This window comes from Ostreibacterium oceani, assembly GCF_009362845.1.
GTDB lineage: Bacteria > Pseudomonadota > Gammaproteobacteria > Cardiobacteriales > Ostreibacteriaceae > Ostreibacterium > Ostreibacterium oceani.
Map to the genome: position 1 here is coordinate 137,796 of NZ_WHNW01000003.1, position 15,675 is coordinate 153,470.

The following is a 15,675-nucleotide window of genomic DNA, read 5'->3' on the forward strand; positions in this document are numbered from 1 at the left end:
TAAATAAATTAAAATCACAACTTAAAACAACGCCGCCGCCATGACGCAGCCACTTATTTTACGCACGCTTACCGACATTAATCAATACCGACAAACGCATTTGCGCTCGGGGGAAAAACTCGTGCTGGTGCCCACGATGGGAAATTTGCACGCAGGACATTTGGCATTGGTTGACAAAGCCAAAACCTACAGCGATAACGTGGTGGTGAGTATTTTTGTCAACCCCACGCAGTTTGGCCCAACAGAGGATTTGGCGACATACCCACGAACTTTTGCTGATGATTGTGCAAAATTAGCAGCGCGGGGCGTGTCGGCTGTTTTTTACCCCGAGGTGGCGACGATTTATCCACATGGAGTGACACAGACGTTATCGATTGATTTTAACGATACGCTGACCAAAATACTGTGTGCAGCAGATCGCCCCACGCATTTCCAAGGGGTGGCAACCGTAGTGGCTAAGCTGTTTCAGCTAATCCGCCCCGATGTGGCGATTTTTGGGCAAAAGGATTATCAGCAATTGGCGGTTATTCGGCGCTTAGTCGATGAGTTATTTATGCCGATTGTGATTGATTCGATTGCGATACGGCGCGAGGATAACGGACTGGCAATGAGTTCGCGTAATCAGTACCTATCCGATGACCAGCGCCAGTTAGCTGGTGAAATTTATGCTACTTTGCAGCGCATCAAGATCGCTATTTTGGCAGGTAACCCCGCGCAACCAATCATCGATGCGGCAATGGCTGCATTGACCACCCGTGGCATCGCGGTGGAGTATTTGGCATACCGCGATGCCGATGATTTGACGCAATCCCTATGCGAAACGAACCCGCCGCGGCAATGCCGTAGCATTCTGCTAATCGCTGCCCGTATCGGCAGCACACGCCTGATTGATAATTTGTTCGTGTGTGACAGTTTTTAGGTGGTTTTGCTAGTTCGTTAAGTATTACTTATCAATTTATTTTGTTAATTCACATTATATCAATGCATTAGACTAATACCCCTGGCCGTATTATACTAGGTATGCGCACTTTGGATGCTACGCGCGTCTAATCGACGACTAACTAGGATGACGACTAACTAGGAGGCAAGGCTAATGGATAACCTAACTAATTTAAAGGCGATTTTGCATTCCAAAAGAGCTAATATTTATTACCTCGAAAAATGCCGAGTCATGCAAAAAGATGGGCGTGTACTCTACCTGACTGAAGCAGCAAATGAAAATCAGTATTGGAACATTCCTATTGCGAATACCACCTGTCTGTTATTAGGGACAGGCACTTCAATTACTCAGGCTGCGATGCGTATGATTGCTTCAGCGGGCGTGTTGGTTGGTTTTTGTGGTGGCGGTGGAACCCCGTTATTAATGGCAAATGAGATTGAGTGGTTAACTCCGCAAAGTGAATACCGTCCTACTGAATATATGCAAGGCTGGATGTCGTTTTGGTTTGATGAAGTACGTCGTTTTCAAGCTGCCAAGGAACTTCAGCAAGCACGAATTACTTATCTGTTGCAGGTGTGGAGCAAGGATAAAGCCCTGAAAGCCGAAGGTTTTGTCGTTGAAGATATCTTGATTCAAAATGCATTACAGCAATACGGCGATAAAATGCAGCTAGCCACCAGCACCAACCAATTACTATTAATCGAAGCAGAGCTGACTAAACAGCTATACAAATACGCAGCCCAGACAACTAAGCACCAGCGATTCACACGGCAACACGATGCGGTTGATTTAGCCAATACGTTTTTAAATCATGGAAACTACCTTGCCTATGGATTAGGCGCAACGACATTGTGGGTATTAGGTATACCCCATGGTTTTGCGCTGATGCACGGCAAAACACGTCGCGGCGCACTGGTTTTTGATGTGGCGGATTTAGTAAAAGATGCACTGGTGTTACCGCTGGCATTTATTTGCGCCAAAGAAAACGCGACAGAACAAGAGTTTCGTCAACAATGCTTACAGGCCTTTGCGGATCACAAAGCGCTTGATTATCTGTTTAATCAAGTCAAATCAGTGGCATTGTCACACCATCAATGCAGTGATGATGAGGCAACAGAGGCCCCGTCTAGTGAAATAGATAATCGGAAATAGATAATCGTTAATAATAAAGAGCCTATGAGTAAATCTGATAAAAAACAATTGCTAAACCGCATACTCAAAAATCGCCGTTACCCTGTGCCAATGCGTGATTTGACGAGAGCCTTGGAATGTACCGAGAGAACAGTATATCGCATCATCGAGTCTTTGAGCGTTGAGCTTAATGCGCCGATTGAATATGTTGAAAACCAGGGTTATCAAATTCGCCAAGACGAGGCAGCGTTAATAGAGTTGCCAGGCTTATGGATGACAGTCGATGATATGCAGTCAATGCTGGTTGTGCTCAATTTATTAAAAAAACTACATGGCGGCATGATACATGGCAGTATTGATGTATTTGAAGAAAGCATCCAAGCACAGCTAAAATCATTAAATATTGATAGCCAAAAATTGATTACTGCGCTAAAAATAGTGCCGATTGGTCACAAAATGGTCGTGTATTCGACTTATCAAACCATTTTAACGGCGTTATTGACAGGAAAACAAATAACTATCGGATACGATACCTACAGTGGTGAGCAATCAAACCGTGTCATTAGCCCACTAACGCTGGTTTACTATCGTGAAAACTGGTATGTTGATGCGTGGTGTCATCTCAGAAACGAATTGAGAACGTTTCAAATTGCACGTATTTCAAATATCGAGTTATTAACACAGCAGTCAAAACAGATTTCAGAGCAAGCATTGGCACAATACTTTACGCAAAGCTATGGTGTGTTTTCAGGACGTGCAAAATACACCGCCTGTTTGCGGTTTTCAGCAGCCATTGCGCATGAAGTATCAAAACAAATTTGGCACCCAGACCAACAAAGCCAATGGCAAGGTGATGATTATCTGTTGTCCGTGCCGTACTCAGACGACAGAGAGCTACTCCAAGATTTATTAAAATTATCGCCTCACGTTTACGTGCAGTCCCCAGATTGTTTGCGCGAAAAGCTGCTTGAGAAACTGACTATGGCATTACAAAAAAACGCTTCAGCGGAAAAATAGTGAAATATTTTTTCTTAACTGACATGTTTTGTCAGTCACCTTTGTTAAGATGAAGAAATGAAAAAAGATTGGACTTAAAAAATGATGGTTACCTTTGTCTCGCAATGCGAAAAAAACGCACTCAAGCGCACACGCCGTGTATTAGATGCCTTTGCCAATCGTATCGGGGACAACGTGTGGCAAACCGTCATCACGCAAGAAGGGTTAGCCGCAGTCAAGAAATTGCTTCGCAAAACCGCCAGTAAAAGCACGGCAGTCAGTTGCCACTGGATACGCGGTAGAGTACGGACAGAATTACTCTGGGTGGTTGGAAATAAACGAAAATTTAATAGTGAGGGGATGGTGCCGGTGAATAGGACGCAGCGTAATTTGTTAAAATCTCAGATTGAAAGTGATTGGCATTATCTACCACTAATCAAATCATTAGTAGCTTTGGCGGCATTGCTGCATGATTGGGGTAAAGCAACCGCGTTGTTCCAACAGAAATTAAGTCCAAAAAATAAACAGAAATTCAAAGGGGATCCAATACGACATGAATGGATTTCAATATTGTTGTTAAAAGCACTAGTTCAGGCAACAAAAACTCAAACAGACGAGGAATGGTTGCTGAAATTAAAATCGGGAGATATAGATGAAAAATTGCTTAAACAATATATTAAGAGAAATGAATCCAATCCATTTAGTAATTTACCCCCTACAGCAAAGTTAGTTGCATGGTTGATCGTGTCGCATCATAGATTGCCGTTACCGGCTAATGACCGTTGGAATGATTATATTTCAGAAGGAGCAGAGACCTTAGATATTATGCTTGCTCGAATCTCACTAAATTGGGGGTATGAGAACCGTTTTGATGAAACTGAGTACAATGAACGAATAGCGGCATGTTTCGATTTACCAAAGGGCTTGCTAGTAAATTCTAAGCCATGGATGAAGCAGGTGAAAAAATGGTCCGTACGTTTATTAGATTGCCAGAAACAAGCCGAAAATACTATTCAAGATGGGAGTTATCGCATTGTTTTAAATCATGCTAGGCTTTGTTTGATGCTAGGAGACCATTATTACTCTTCGCAGGATGCACATCAAAAATGGCAGGGACAATCAGGTTTATTCGCGAATACAGATCGTTCGACTAATACACTGAAGCAAAAGTTGGACGAACATCTAGTTGGCGTTGCCAAACATGCATTGAATACTGCACATTTGCTTCCATCATTTGAGAAAGAACCACCTTGCGCTGAAGACCTTAACAATTTGAAAGCACGAAGTCCGTCTCAATTTAGATGGCAAGATGTAGCGGTTGAGAAAATCAATTCTTGGCAAAAAGAAAATTTCAAAAAAGACGATTTAAAATATGGTTTTTTTGCTGTTAATATGGCGAGTACAGGCTGTGGGAAGACCTTTGCTAACGCTAAAATCATGCGAATTCTCTCGCATGATTCAGAAAGTCTGCGTTATATTTTGGCGCTTGGATTGCGTACTTTGACTTTGCAAACAGGAGATGAGTATCGTCAACGTGTGGGATTAGATAATAGTGAGCTTGCTGTGTTAATTGGCTCTCGTGCAGTTATGGAGCTGCATAAACAAATCGAGATCGACAGCGAGGAAAATAGCTATGAAAACAGTGGGTCATTGTCACAAGAGGCTTTGTTAGAAGAAGAAATTGATTTCGAGTGTGCAATACCAGAGGATGGCTTGAGCACAGTGTTAACTTGCAATCGAGATAAAAAATTTTTATATGCGCCAGTGCTTGTCGCGACAATCGATCATTTAATGGCTGCCACAGAGACAAAGCGAGGTGGACGTTATATTCTACCGACGTTACGACTTATGTCTTCTGATTTAGTGATAGACGAAATTGATGATTTTACTGGCGATGACTTAATTGCTATTGGCCGTCTCATTCATTTAGCAGGCATGCTGGGGCGAAAAGTAATGATATCATCGGCAACAATACCACCATTTCTAGCCGAAGGGTACTTCAAAGCTTATCGAGATGGTTGGGCGTTGTATTGTAAAAGCCGTACAGCTAACCCAACAATTGGTTGCGCATGGATAGATGAATTCAGCACCCAAGTTTTTAGTAATGACGAAATGGATGTGTCGAAGTCAGTTTTAGAGAGCTATAGACCTCAGCACACTAAGTTTATTGATAAAAGAGTAAATGAATTAAAGCGACAACCAGCGAAACGAAAAGCAATTATTTCGGATTGCCACATGATAATTGATCAATATAAGAATCAAAATCATAAAGATAAGGAAGTACTAGAAAGTAAGCAATCGGCTTATTTCAATGTGGTCGTGAAAAGTATATTGAATTTGCATGAAGCACATAATTTTACTGATAAAATGACTAATCTTAAAGTTTCTTTTGGTGTGGTTCGTGTCGCTAATATCCCTCCTTGCATTGAGCTGACTAAATATTTATTAGGAATAGATTGGCCAGATGATACAGAAATAAGAGTTATGGCCTATCACAGTCAGCAAGTGCTATTGATGCGTTCAGTACAAGAGTGGCATCTGGATCAGGTATTAACCAGAAAAGAAGAGGAAAGAAATCCTCCAGAGGCATTAAATAATCCGATTGTACGGGCGCATTTAAACACGGCTAAAAAAAAATCGAATATAAAAAATGTTGTTTTTATATTGGTAGCTACACCAGTTGAAGAGGTTGGGCGTGATCATGATTTCGATTGGGCGGTGATTGAACCATCATCTTATCGCTCTATAATTCAATTAGCTGGTCGAGTTCGCCGTCATAGGCAAGGCGAGGTTAACCAAGCTAATGTGGCATTATTGCAATATAACTTGAAAGGTGTTAAAAATTATCATGATGAAAATGCAGTCGTATTTAGTAGACCAGGATTTGAAGACTTTATCAGACTTAAGAGTCACGATTTAAGGCAATTAGTCGATGTGGACGCCATCTATGAAAGGTTAGATGCGGTTCCGAGAATTCAATGTTTGTCTCATTTAAATATTAATTATTTGCGTTCAATTAATCGGGCAGATAGTTTGGTTGAGTTAGAACATGCAGCAACTTGGTTTTGGTTGGCAAATTACAAGATGAGCGGTCAGGGTGCACAAATAAGCCCAGCGACCTTGCAAGGATGGTTAAATCATCATTGGTTTTTATGTGCGCTGCCACAAGCTCTTTCTCCATTTAGGAAAGGGCAGCCGAGCTTGAAAATATTTTTAGTTTTCAATGAATCGCAACAAGTCAGTCAATTTTGCGAAAAAGATAATCAAGGCTATCCAGTTGAGCGTGAGAATTTGTTAAGTATTCAGCGTGTTGAATTAAGTGAACGAGCAAAAGTAGGTTATGGTTAATGCGTGATTATGATCAATGTTGTTTAAATTTAGCTGACCAAAAGGAGCTTAATCAAAGTTTGATTTCACTGCGCTATGGCGAGTTAAATTTTTATTTTTATGAAGGAAATAAATATGGCTATAACGACCAACTGGGGTTGTTTAAACTGTAAAAATCATGATTCATTTGATTAAATAAGCTGCCTATGCGGCAGTGGATATCTATAGGTAGACAAATTATTTCTAAGCTGCCTATGCGGCAGTTTTTATATTATAGCGCAAACTTTGAAACTTAGTAATCTTGCATCGCTTTTAATGCTAAATTATAGTAAAACTAATTAGGTTTTGATAAAATGGGTGGGCTGTGTTAATATGTGCTTATTCTAATGAGAAAGAGGAGTAAATTATGATTGATGATGCAATAACGACTTTTCTTGATGACAGAAAAGATGCATGGCTAAAAAAGAATATCAGTTCGTCTATGAACGAAGAAGAAATAACAGAAAAAGAGTTGGAATGTGAGACTATTTTTACGTTGCAGCATTGGCTACCAAATGCGGCTAAAAGAGCAGGGCAAATGTCGATGAGCTCTCACCCATGTACATTTAGCCATCCCAGTTCTCGCAAAAATAAAAATGGCTATGCAACTTCTGTAATTGCCAATAGTAAACGTTCTAATGATGGGTTTCTAAGAAGTGGGAATGTAACAGTAGAGCTAGATGCTTTAGGTAATGCTGCCGCATTGGATGTGTACAAATTTTTGACGCTTAAAATGAATGACGGTATGAGTTTAATTGAGCATATTGAAAAAGATACTGAATTAGCCGTAAAGTTGCTCACTTTATCAAATGTTAATGAGGAGTTAAATTATTTAGCACTTAAAAAAGATTTTCTAGAAATGGTGTCAGTAGGTAGTGAAATAGTAACTAGCTCTAAAATAAAACAAGTGTTTTTTCCGATTGAGAAAGATTGGTCGGAGAATAAATCATATAATGCAGAATCCTATCATCAACTATCAATTTTAACGGCCTCAGGTATTTTATTTGAATTAAGGAATCGTCTAGATGCAATGCGGTTTGGTGATGAAATAAAATTTGCTAGGGAAAGCAAGAGAATGAACCAAAAACACCCTGGATTTAAAGAAATCTACAATCTAACGACAATTGGTTACGGTGGGACAAAACCGCAAAACATTAGTGTGTTAAATAATAAAAATGGAGGTAAAGCCCATATGTTTATGTCAGTGCCTCCTAAATTAAAACAACGTGACATTCATTTTCCTCAGACTGACTTTTTTCGTCAGACTGTGCATTATTTTCAATGCAAAAATCAGTTCTACCAGTTACATAAGTTGTATAGTCGTGAAAATAATAACAAGCTTATCCGTGATATGCGAGATGAGTATTATCAAAGCATAATTGATCATATTATTGAAAAAATGTGGCAGATTCGTAGTGTGGCTACAGAGCAATTCAGCACTAATGAAAATCAATTACCTTTAGTGCAAAAAATTTGGTTATGTGACCAACTGGAATATTCTGAGCAGCGCGAAAAAATGGATGACTGGCTCGTTGAAATAGAAGATTCAATTGCAAAATTTTTATTTCATGGATATGAAAAGGTACTAGGTAAAAATGCTATTAAGCTTAGTGATGAAGAATATAAACATATGCACAAAAAAGTGTTTTCAAATAGAGAGGCATTACGATGATAGGGGAAGTTAAAAAGCTATTAATTATTCCACATATTAAAATCCATAATGCCAATGCGCTATCGAGCCCGTTTACTATTGGTTTTCCGGCAATGACTGCTTGGTTGGGTGCGGTGCATGCAATGCAAAGGAAGTTGTGCGAAAGAGGTGTGCCTGCTAACTTTTTAGCGGTTGGAGTTGTTTGCCATGATATGGAATTACAAACTTATAAAGGAGAAGGCGACTTTGTGCATTCAATAATTGGTACAGCTAACCCATTGGATAAGACGGGCGCCAGATCACCATTTATTGAGGAGGCTAGATGCGATATCGAGGCAAGTTTAGTTATTCAGTACGATAACATAACAATAGACGAGCGTGAAAAATTATTAGATAACATTGACCATTTGTTGCATTCACAGATGAAAATTGCCGGAGGTGATATCAATGGCTTTCAACCCCCATTTTGTATAAATACGCAAGAGGATGATGAAAAAAGTTTGAGGGATTTTCGACGTTTACTGATGCCTGGTTATGCCATATTTGAGCGACGCGATCTCATGATAGATGCCATGGAAAAGGGTGCGGATGCATTAGATGCCTTGATAGAGTATTTAGCGATTCATCATTGCTGCGATATAGATGATGAAGGCAATGTTACTTGGTCTAGTCATCGTAAATCGCTGGATAATAAACCTGCAGGATGGATAGTTCCAATTGCTACAGGATTTCATGGTATTAGCGAGTTGGGTGAAGCAAAAAATCAACGAGACTCGGATACCTCGCATCGATTTGCGGAATGTATTGTTACATTAGGTGAATTTAGAATGCCACACCGCATACGATTTGTAGAAGATATGCTATGGCGCTATAGCACTGATGGTGATTTATATTTGTGCCAACAAAAGGCACAAACTACTCAAAAAACAAAGTATTCATCAGAATCAGAATTTTAATTTTTATTAATCAAGTTAGAGGAGAGTTATTATGGCTAAAAAAGAAAATATTGCATCTGTACTGGCATTTGAAAAGAAATTGGTGTCTAGTGATGCTTTTTTGTATGGTACTACTTGGGAAAATCGTGAACAAATATCCCCATTAACATTACAGGAAAAATCTGTTAGAGGCACTATTTCGAATCGGCTGAAAAGTGCAGTCAAAAACGACCCAGCTAAACTCAATGCAGAGGTAGAAAAGCCCAATTTACAACGAGTTGATTCTTGTAATCTAGGTATGGAGCAAGATACGCTAAACCTAAAGTTTACTGTTAAGGTTTTAGGTGGTATTGCCAAACCATCTGCTTGTAACAATGCATTATTCAAACAAAGTTATAGCGCTGCCGCAAATGCTTATATAGGCAATCACGGTTTTGTAGAATTAGCGCGTCGTTACGCTGCTAATATTGCCAATGCCCGTTTTTTATGGCGTAATCGTGTCGGTGCAGAAATGATTGAAGTACATGTGAATGCTCAAAACAGGCAGGTTAATAAATCATATATGTTTAACGCTACAGAATACCCTACTCGGCATTTTGATTATGATGATGACTCCATTAATGAGCTAGCAAACTATATTGCGGAAGCATTAGCAAGCAAAGATGATTTTTTAATGCTGGATATTAATTGTTTTGCCAAGGTTGGTAAGTCGCAAGAAGTTTACCCGAGTGAAGAGTTAGTGCTAGATAAAGGTAGAGGTGAAAAAAGTAAAATCCTATATGATGTCAAGGGTATTGCGGCCATGCATTCTCAAAAAATTGGTAATGCACTCCGAACGATTGATACATGGTACCCAGATTTCACGAATCCAGAAACAAGTGCAGGGCCTATTGCAATAGAGCCATATGGTGCTGTCACTAATTTAGGTAAAGCATATCGAACACCTGCTGACAAACAAGATTTTTATACTTATTTTGATGTCTGGGCGCGTGGGGAAAAGCTAAATCGAATCGAAGATGAGCATTATGTGATGGCAACACTGGTGCGTGGTGGTGTCTTTGGAGAGAGTGATAAATAGAGGTGTCTATGAAATATTATCTAGAAATCACCCTATTGCCAGATGCAGAAGCAAATCTTGGTTTCCTTTGGTATAAAGTTTTCCAGCAGATACATATTGCTTTGGTGGATAATAAGATAGGAGAAAACCAATCGGCTGTCGCGCTGTCAATTCCGGGGTATCAATCCGGTGATTCCAATGACAAGGCTTTCCCTTTAGGTAGTAAACTGCGTTTGTTTGCTGAATCTGAAGCCATATTGGCTAATTTGGATATACAAAAATGGCTAAATAGATTACGCGATTATGTGCAAGTTGCTTCAATAACAGCAGTGCCAAATTCGGTTTCTTATGTTGGTTTTAGGAAAAAAAGGGTGAAAGGCAAAAAAAGGCTTGAGCAGTCGCTTCATAAAAAGGCCAAGCACCTTTCGAATAAATTTAACCTCGACTTTGACAAGACCTTGCAAATGCTAGAAAAGAAACATTCGTTTAATGAAGAAAAGTTGCCCTTTGTACATATAGAAAGTCAATCTAGTGTAGCTGATAAGCACAAGCCTAGATTTAAGTTGTTTATTGAAAAAGTAGAATCGGCAGCACCTCAACAAGGGATATTTGACTGCTACGGTCTATCCAAAACGGCAACGGTGCCTTGGTTTTAACCAATTATTATGCTCTTTAAAAAATAGTCAATAAAATCAATAACCAATATTTTCATTAAAAATATTGGTTATTTTTTATCAATACCCCGAAAAGTTTTGTTAATCAAGTCTTTTGGGTTATTATGTTACTGTTCACTGCCGCACAGGCAGCTTAGAAAATCACTGACCTGCTCATCAACGCACCCCTGCAGTTCACTGCCGCACAGGCAGCTTAGAAAATCTGCCACAATTCATCGGCCGCGGGGTTAATGTTCACTGCCGCACAGGCAGCTTAGAAACAGTACGCAAATCGTGATAAGTCGTTGCTATCGTTCACTGCCGCACAGGCAGCTTAGAAAGCTGATAGGTTAGTCAGTTTTTCACGTATGACGTTCACTGCCGCACAGGCAGCTTAGAAAACGATATTGCACACGTTGTCGGACATAGAGACGTTCACTGCCGCACAGGCAGCTTAGAAAACCGCTGGGAGTGTCGTATCCTGTTGCTAAGTGTTCACTGCCGCACAGGCAGCTTAGAAACCAACTAAACAGCATTGCACAGTCATATCCTCGTTCACTGCCGCACAGGCAGCTTAGAAAAAACACTTTGTATGCTGTATTGATTAGTGTGCGTTCACTGCCGCACAGGCAGCTTAGAAAAAGCACATAACAGATAGCGAGTGGGCTTATATGTTCACTGCCGCACAGGCAGCTTAGAAATAGAACGTATAACATATATATAGCTTATATTTGTTCACTGCCGCACAGGCAGCTTAGAAAATCATAATCAAATGCTTGTTTTATTTTGTCTAGTTCACTGCCGCACAGGCAGCTTAGAAATAAGTCATCGTTACCATTGCACTCTTTTAGTTGTTCACTGCCGCACAGGCAGCTTAGAAATCAGCTTTGCAACCGCCTTTTCACCGACTTTGGTTCACTGCCGCACAGGCAGCTTAGAAAAGCCGCCTAGCCTCTTTGTTAAGCGGCACGTTGTTCACTGCCGCACAGGCAGCTTAGAAATTTGGCGCGGTGTCAAATGAGAAAGGACAACAGTTCACTGCCGCACAGGCAGCTTAGAAACCATATCATTCTGAATAAAAACCAAAGCCCAAGTTCACTGCCGCACAGGCAGCTTAGAAAATCGTAATGGATAAGGTCGTTGTTGTCGTAAAGTTCACTGCCGCACAGGCAGCTTAGAAATGAAGTTCACAAGTATATAATAAATAACTTATGTTCACTGCCGCACAGGCAGCTTAGAAATTTGATGAGCTTTCTGAGTACTTATCTAAGTTGTTCACTGCCGCACAGGCAGCTTAGAAATATGGATAGACTTTAGCAATATTGCTAACACCGTTCACTGCCGCACAGGCAGCTTAGAAAGATAAACGAACATGAGGAATAGATAATGACTTGTTCACTGCCGCACAGGCAGCTTAGAAATGTAAAAATGCCATCGTCTTTCATTGATTCTCGTTCACTGCCGCACAGGCAGCTTAGAAAGAGAAGAGATAGCGCTTGCAACGGAGGGCATGGTTCACTGCCGCACAGGCAGCTTAGAAACGTGAACAATAAATGTTCGTCAGATTGCGCTAGTTCACTGCCGCACAGGCAGCTTAGAAATATCCGAGAGGTTGACGACGGGCTATTGGATGGTTCACTGCCGCACAGGCAGCTTAGAAATTATAATCATATTCCGCAACTTAATAATGGAAGTTCACTGCCGCACAGGCAGCTTAGAAATAAAAAACTAAAACATTTTAACTTTTTCCTAGGTTCACTGCCGCACAGGCAGCTTAGAAATCATCTGTGTAATATTCATACTCAGGCAATGGGTTCACTGCCGCACAGGCAGCTTAGAAATCGCGAAACAGCGATAGCAATAAGGCCTCTTCGTTCACTGCCGCACAGGCAGCTTAGAAAAAATACAAGTTTCCTCGATAATATCGTCTGAAGTTCACTGCCGCACAGGCAGCTTAGAAATTAAACCGTTCCCACACGGAGGCATTGACGCTGTTCACTGCCGCACAGGCAGCTTAGAAATGTTTAATTGGGGTGTAAAGTTTGGCGCTACAGTTCACTGCCGCACAGGCAGCTTAGAAATCGCTGTTCGTTTATCGGGATGTTGTAGGCAAGTTCACTGCCGCACAGGCAGCTTAGAAATTGTACGTTATATCCCAATCTAGCCCCTCGGAGTTCACTGCCGCACAGGCAGCTTAGAAAGCTCAGTCATTTAGTGATGGAAACACCTATCTGTTCACTGCCGCACAGGCAGCTTAGAAATTATTCATTACGATGGATGGACTATGTGCGGAGTTCACTGCCGCACAGGCAGCTTAGAAAGCTAAAGCTAAAGAAAATGGCTTTGATATTATGTTCACTGCCGCACAGGCAGCTTAGAAATTTTTCGCGCATTTCGTCTCTATACGCGAATAGTTCACTGCCGCACAGGCAGCTTAGAAAAATCACCGCTAAAAATCGCAACAACCAGCTCGGTTCACTGCCGCACAGGCAGCTTAGAAAATCGTAACTTGCTTACGTCGCAAATAATCTCGGTTCACTGCCGCACAGGCAGCTTAGAAACAAATACAATTTGTCATCGATGACAACTGGACAGGGGGGGAATTAAACCATGAATCACTTTAACGACGCATCGGGTCGTTGCTCGACCAATTTTTTAACATCCTCGCCGCCGTATATTTGCTCGGCTTGCCATAGGTCATACTTCATTTGTCCACGTAGCCACGACTCGGCACTACCACCAAACGCCGTTGCTAACTTTATCGCGGTTTTGGGTGTGATGCCACGTTTGCCGTGGATAATTTCAGACAACGCAGCGCGCGTCATACCGAGTGCTGTGGCGGCATCGGTGATGCTTAGCCCCAATTCGTCTAGATATAACCCCTTTAGCACTTCGCCAGGGTGGGGCGGATTGTACATACGCATAATACTTTTCCTCTTCAATTGCTTGTTAATGATAATCTTGATAATCGACGATATAAGCATCGCCATTTTCAAAGGCAAATGTCATCCGCCAGTTGCCACTCACTTTAACGCTCCAATGCCCTTTAAAATCATCTTTAAGCGGATGCAAATTTGCACCCGAAAAGTCCAGTCATTAATCACATTGGCATCGTCCAAGCGCGACAGGAGCAGTCTCAATCTTGCGATATGCGCGGGCTGTACGCCGCTGCTATCATTTTTTGTAAACAACTTTTTCAGGCCTTTATGCTTTATTGTTTTTATCATAGCACCTATTATATCGTACCGATATTCGATACGCAGTATAAAAATAAGCAAATTCGCGTGCTCGGAGTAATACGATGATGATGTCATGGGGGATGTTTGTGTTTGGGTATGTTTGTATTTGGTTTGTCCACCTTGCCATACCAAGCGCTATCGCGCGCCAGCGCATGGCGAGCCCCGACTAATTTGTGCATAAATGACAATAACTTACTTGCTGAAATGGGGTGTTTGGGTAATAATGGGGGCGATATTTTATCGTTAATCGGAGGCAGTATGAAAAAAGTGATTTTTTTTATTGGAATATGGGTAATGCAGTGGAGCCACGCCAGCGAGGGACTAGTGGCCGTCGAAAGTCAATTTGATGTCAATACGACAGCAGAGCGTTTGGTTGAGGTGCTAGAGGCTAAGGGAATGACGGTCGTGTCGCAAGTCAATCATGCACAAGCCGCCAATAAAGTGGGTATCGAATTGCGCGAGACACGGTTGGTTATTTTCGGCAACCCCAAGGTAGGCAGTCCGTTAATGCAGTGCGCGCAAGCCGTTGCCATTGATTTGCCACAAAAAGCCTTGATCTGGCAAGACGACGCAGGTAAAGTCTGGCTAGGGTACAACGATGTTGACTATTTAAAACAGCGCCATAATATCAAAGGCTGTGATGCAGTGATTACCAAGGTAAAAGGCGCGTTGGCAGCATTTGCAGCGGCGGCAACGGCTGGCGATAAATAAATCATTAGTTCGGTGGCGGTTAGTTCGATAGCGGCTAACATGATTGGTTAAACACGGCTGAATGAAGTGGGATTTAAGCTGAATTCGGTGGTTTGAGAAATTTATTCAGCTTAGCCCTTGCTAATTCATCGTAAGGTTGTTACTATAGTCGCACTTGACGCGGGGTGGAGCAGTCTGGTAGCTCGTCGGGCTCATAACCCGAAGGTCGTAGGTTCAAATCCTGCCCCCGCTACCAATTAAATAATAATTATAAAAAGGCCTCTTGATAGGCCTTTTTTTTGTTTCTACACGGTGGTGTTGGTGTGATTCTGCTGTTATTGCGTGTTATTGCACCTTTGTTAGCGTGTTGATAGTTACATATTGATAGTTAAATAGTAAATCAGACAGCCAGTAAATTAAAAAACCATTGAAAAGACCAGTAGCGTAATAAAACCATGCAAAAAAATGAAAAACTAACGGCACTATTAGCCCCGACCGTAAATGACTTGGGCTATGAATTAGTCGGTGTGGCTTATCACCCCAATTCGGTGAATGCGTTATTGCGTGTTTATATTGATAAAGAAGGCGGGGTTAATTTAGACGATTGCATGGCGGTTAATCGTCAAGTGAGCGCGGTTTTAGATGTAGAGGATCCGATTGCGAGCAAATACACGCTAGAGATATCGTCGCCTGGCTTAGATAGGCCGCTGTTTTCTTTGTCGGATTTTGAAAAATTTATCGGCAAGCAGGTCAAGATTCGACTGACCCGACCGATTGAGCGTCAGCGTAATTTTAAAGGGCGCATTCAATCGGTGGCCGAGGAAAGGATTGTTTTAGCAGTAGAAAAATCGACCAAAGCGCAAGATTCTGAGCAGCTTGCAGAGCAGGCGCTACATTTTAATGATATTGAATCAGCCAGACTGGTGCCTGAATTTGATTAGATTGTTGAATAGGCTGTTGAGTAGACATTTAAATAGGCATTTAATAAATAGGCATTTCATTGGCCTTTTGATTAGG

Annotated in this window: 10 protein-coding genes, 1 tRNA gene, 2 pseudogenes and 1 CRISPR repeat array; of the genes and pseudogenes, 11 read left to right on the forward strand and 2 right to left on the reverse strand. The window is 41.3% G+C overall.

The genetic code is table 11. The features are described 5' to 3' along the window. Window positions 1-40 precede the first annotated feature (40 nt). The 8 genes and pseudogenes from panC (at window position 41) to cas6f (ending at window position 10,732) form a co-directional block, all read left to right on the forward strand. Window positions 41-919: a pantoate--beta-alanine ligase gene (gene panC, locus GCU85_RS04025; protein WP_152809614.1), complete on the forward strand. Its 879-nt coding sequence runs from the start codon at window positions 41-43 to the stop codon at window positions 917-919. A gap of 174 nt (window positions 920-1,093) precedes the next feature. Next, a complete protein-coding gene (gene cas1f / locus GCU85_RS04030; protein ID WP_152809616.1) occupies window positions 1,094-2,092 on the forward strand; it encodes a type I-F CRISPR-associated endonuclease Cas1f in 999 nt (332 codons plus the stop codon). Window positions 2,093-2,116: 24 nt separating this feature from the next. Further along, window positions 2,117-3,088, forward strand: coding sequence for a helix-turn-helix transcriptional regulator (locus tag GCU85_RS04035; protein WP_152809618.1), 972 nt, complete (start codon window positions 2,117-2,119; stop codon window positions 3,086-3,088). A gap of 81 nt (window positions 3,089-3,169) precedes the next feature. Then, window positions 3,170-6,567: pseudogene (gene cas3f, locus GCU85_RS04040) on the forward strand (type I-F CRISPR-associated helicase Cas3f). 233 nt (window positions 6,568-6,800) lie between these two features. Further along, the gene (gene csy1 / locus GCU85_RS04045; RefSeq protein WP_152809620.1) at window positions 6,801-8,105 is read left to right on the forward strand and encodes a type I-F CRISPR-associated protein Csy1; all 1,305 of its coding nucleotides are present in this window, start codon (window positions 6,801-6,803) and stop codon (window positions 8,103-8,105) included. Then, the gene (csy2, locus tag GCU85_RS04050) at window positions 8,102-9,040 is read left to right on the forward strand and encodes a type I-F CRISPR-associated protein Csy2 (RefSeq protein ID WP_152809621.1); all 939 of its coding nucleotides are present in this window, start codon (window positions 8,102-8,104) and stop codon (window positions 9,038-9,040) included. Before csy1 ends, csy2 begins: the two co-directional genes overlap by 4 nt. 31 nt (window positions 9,041-9,071) lie before the next feature. Beyond that, a complete protein-coding gene (csy3, locus tag GCU85_RS04055) occupies window positions 9,072-10,097 on the forward strand; it encodes a type I-F CRISPR-associated protein Csy3 (RefSeq protein ID WP_152809623.1) in 1,026 nt (341 codons plus the stop codon). A gap of 8 nt (window positions 10,098-10,105) precedes the next feature. Continuing rightward, on the forward strand, window positions 10,106-10,732 hold the full coding sequence (cas6f, locus tag GCU85_RS04060; RefSeq protein WP_152809625.1) for a type I-F CRISPR-associated endoribonuclease Cas6/Csy4: 627 nt from the start codon (window positions 10,106-10,108) through the stop codon (window positions 10,730-10,732). A 130-nt stretch (window positions 10,733-10,862) separates the two neighbouring features. Continuing rightward, window positions 10,863-13,290: a CRISPR direct-repeat array (repeat unit 28 nt; unit sequence GTTCACTGCCGCACAGGCAGCTTAGAAA). Window positions 13,291-13,344: 54 nt separating this feature from the next. On the opposite strand, the gene GCU85_RS04065 is transcribed toward cas6f, so the two are convergent. Together GCU85_RS04065 and GCU85_RS04070 are read right to left on the reverse strand one after the other, a co-directional pair. Next, a complete protein-coding gene (locus GCU85_RS04065) occupies window positions 13,345-13,653 on the reverse strand; it encodes a HigA family addiction module antitoxin (RefSeq protein WP_152809628.1) in 309 nt (102 codons plus the stop codon). Window positions 13,654-13,678: 25 nt separating this feature from the next. Beyond that, window positions 13,679-13,956 (reverse strand): annotated as a pseudogene (locus tag GCU85_RS04070) (type II toxin-antitoxin system RelE/ParE family toxin). A gap of 270 nt (window positions 13,957-14,226) precedes the next feature. On the opposite strand from GCU85_RS04070, the gene GCU85_RS04075 reads away from it, so the two are divergent. The 3 genes from GCU85_RS04075 to rimP all read left to right on the forward strand — a co-directional run bounded on the left by GCU85_RS04075 (window position 14,227) and on the right by rimP (window position 15,599). Further along, window positions 14,227-14,679, forward strand: coding sequence for a DUF302 domain-containing protein (locus GCU85_RS04075; protein WP_152809630.1), 453 nt, complete (start codon window positions 14,227-14,229; stop codon window positions 14,677-14,679). A gap of 158 nt (window positions 14,680-14,837) precedes the next feature. Next, a tRNA-Met gene (locus tag GCU85_RS04080) sits at window positions 14,838-14,914 on the forward strand. Window positions 14,915-15,113: 199 nt separating this feature from the next. Beyond that, window positions 15,114-15,599 carry a ribosome maturation factor RimP gene (rimP, locus tag GCU85_RS04085; RefSeq protein ID WP_152809632.1) on the forward strand — a complete coding sequence of 162 codons (486 nt, stop codon included), beginning with the start codon at window positions 15,114-15,116 and terminating at the stop codon, window positions 15,597-15,599. Window positions 15,600-15,675: the final 76 nt, after the last annotated feature.

Bases quoted from the DNA above. Each gene is read 5' to 3' on its own strand.
- panC (WP_152809614.1), top strand. From the start codon at position 41: ATGACGCAGCCACTTATTTTACGCACGCTTACCGACATTAATCAATAC.
- cas1f (WP_152809616.1), top strand. From the start codon at position 1,094: ATGGATAACCTAACTAATTTAAAGGCGATTTTGCATTCCAAAAGAGCT.
- GCU85_RS04035 (WP_152809618.1), top strand. From the start codon at position 2,117: ATGAGTAAATCTGATAAAAAACAATTGCTAAACCGCATACTCAAAAAT.
- csy1 (WP_152809620.1), top strand. From the start codon at position 6,801: ATGATTGATGATGCAATAACGACTTTTCTTGATGACAGAAAAGATGCA.
- csy2 (WP_152809621.1), top strand. From the start codon at position 8,102: ATGATAGGGGAAGTTAAAAAGCTATTAATTATTCCACATATTAAAATC.
- csy3 (WP_152809623.1), top strand. From the start codon at position 9,072: ATGGCTAAAAAAGAAAATATTGCATCTGTACTGGCATTTGAAAAGAAA.
- cas6f (WP_152809625.1), top strand. From the start codon at position 10,106: ATGAAATATTATCTAGAAATCACCCTATTGCCAGATGCAGAAGCAAAT.
- GCU85_RS04065 (WP_152809628.1), bottom strand. From the start codon at position 13,653: ATGCGTATGTACAATCCGCCCCACCCTGGCGAAGTGCTAAAGGGGTTA.
- GCU85_RS04075 (WP_152809630.1), top strand. From the start codon at position 14,227: ATGAAAAAAGTGATTTTTTTTATTGGAATATGGGTAATGCAGTGGAGC.
- rimP (WP_152809632.1), top strand. From the start codon at position 15,114: ATGCAAAAAAATGAAAAACTAACGGCACTATTAGCCCCGACCGTAAAT.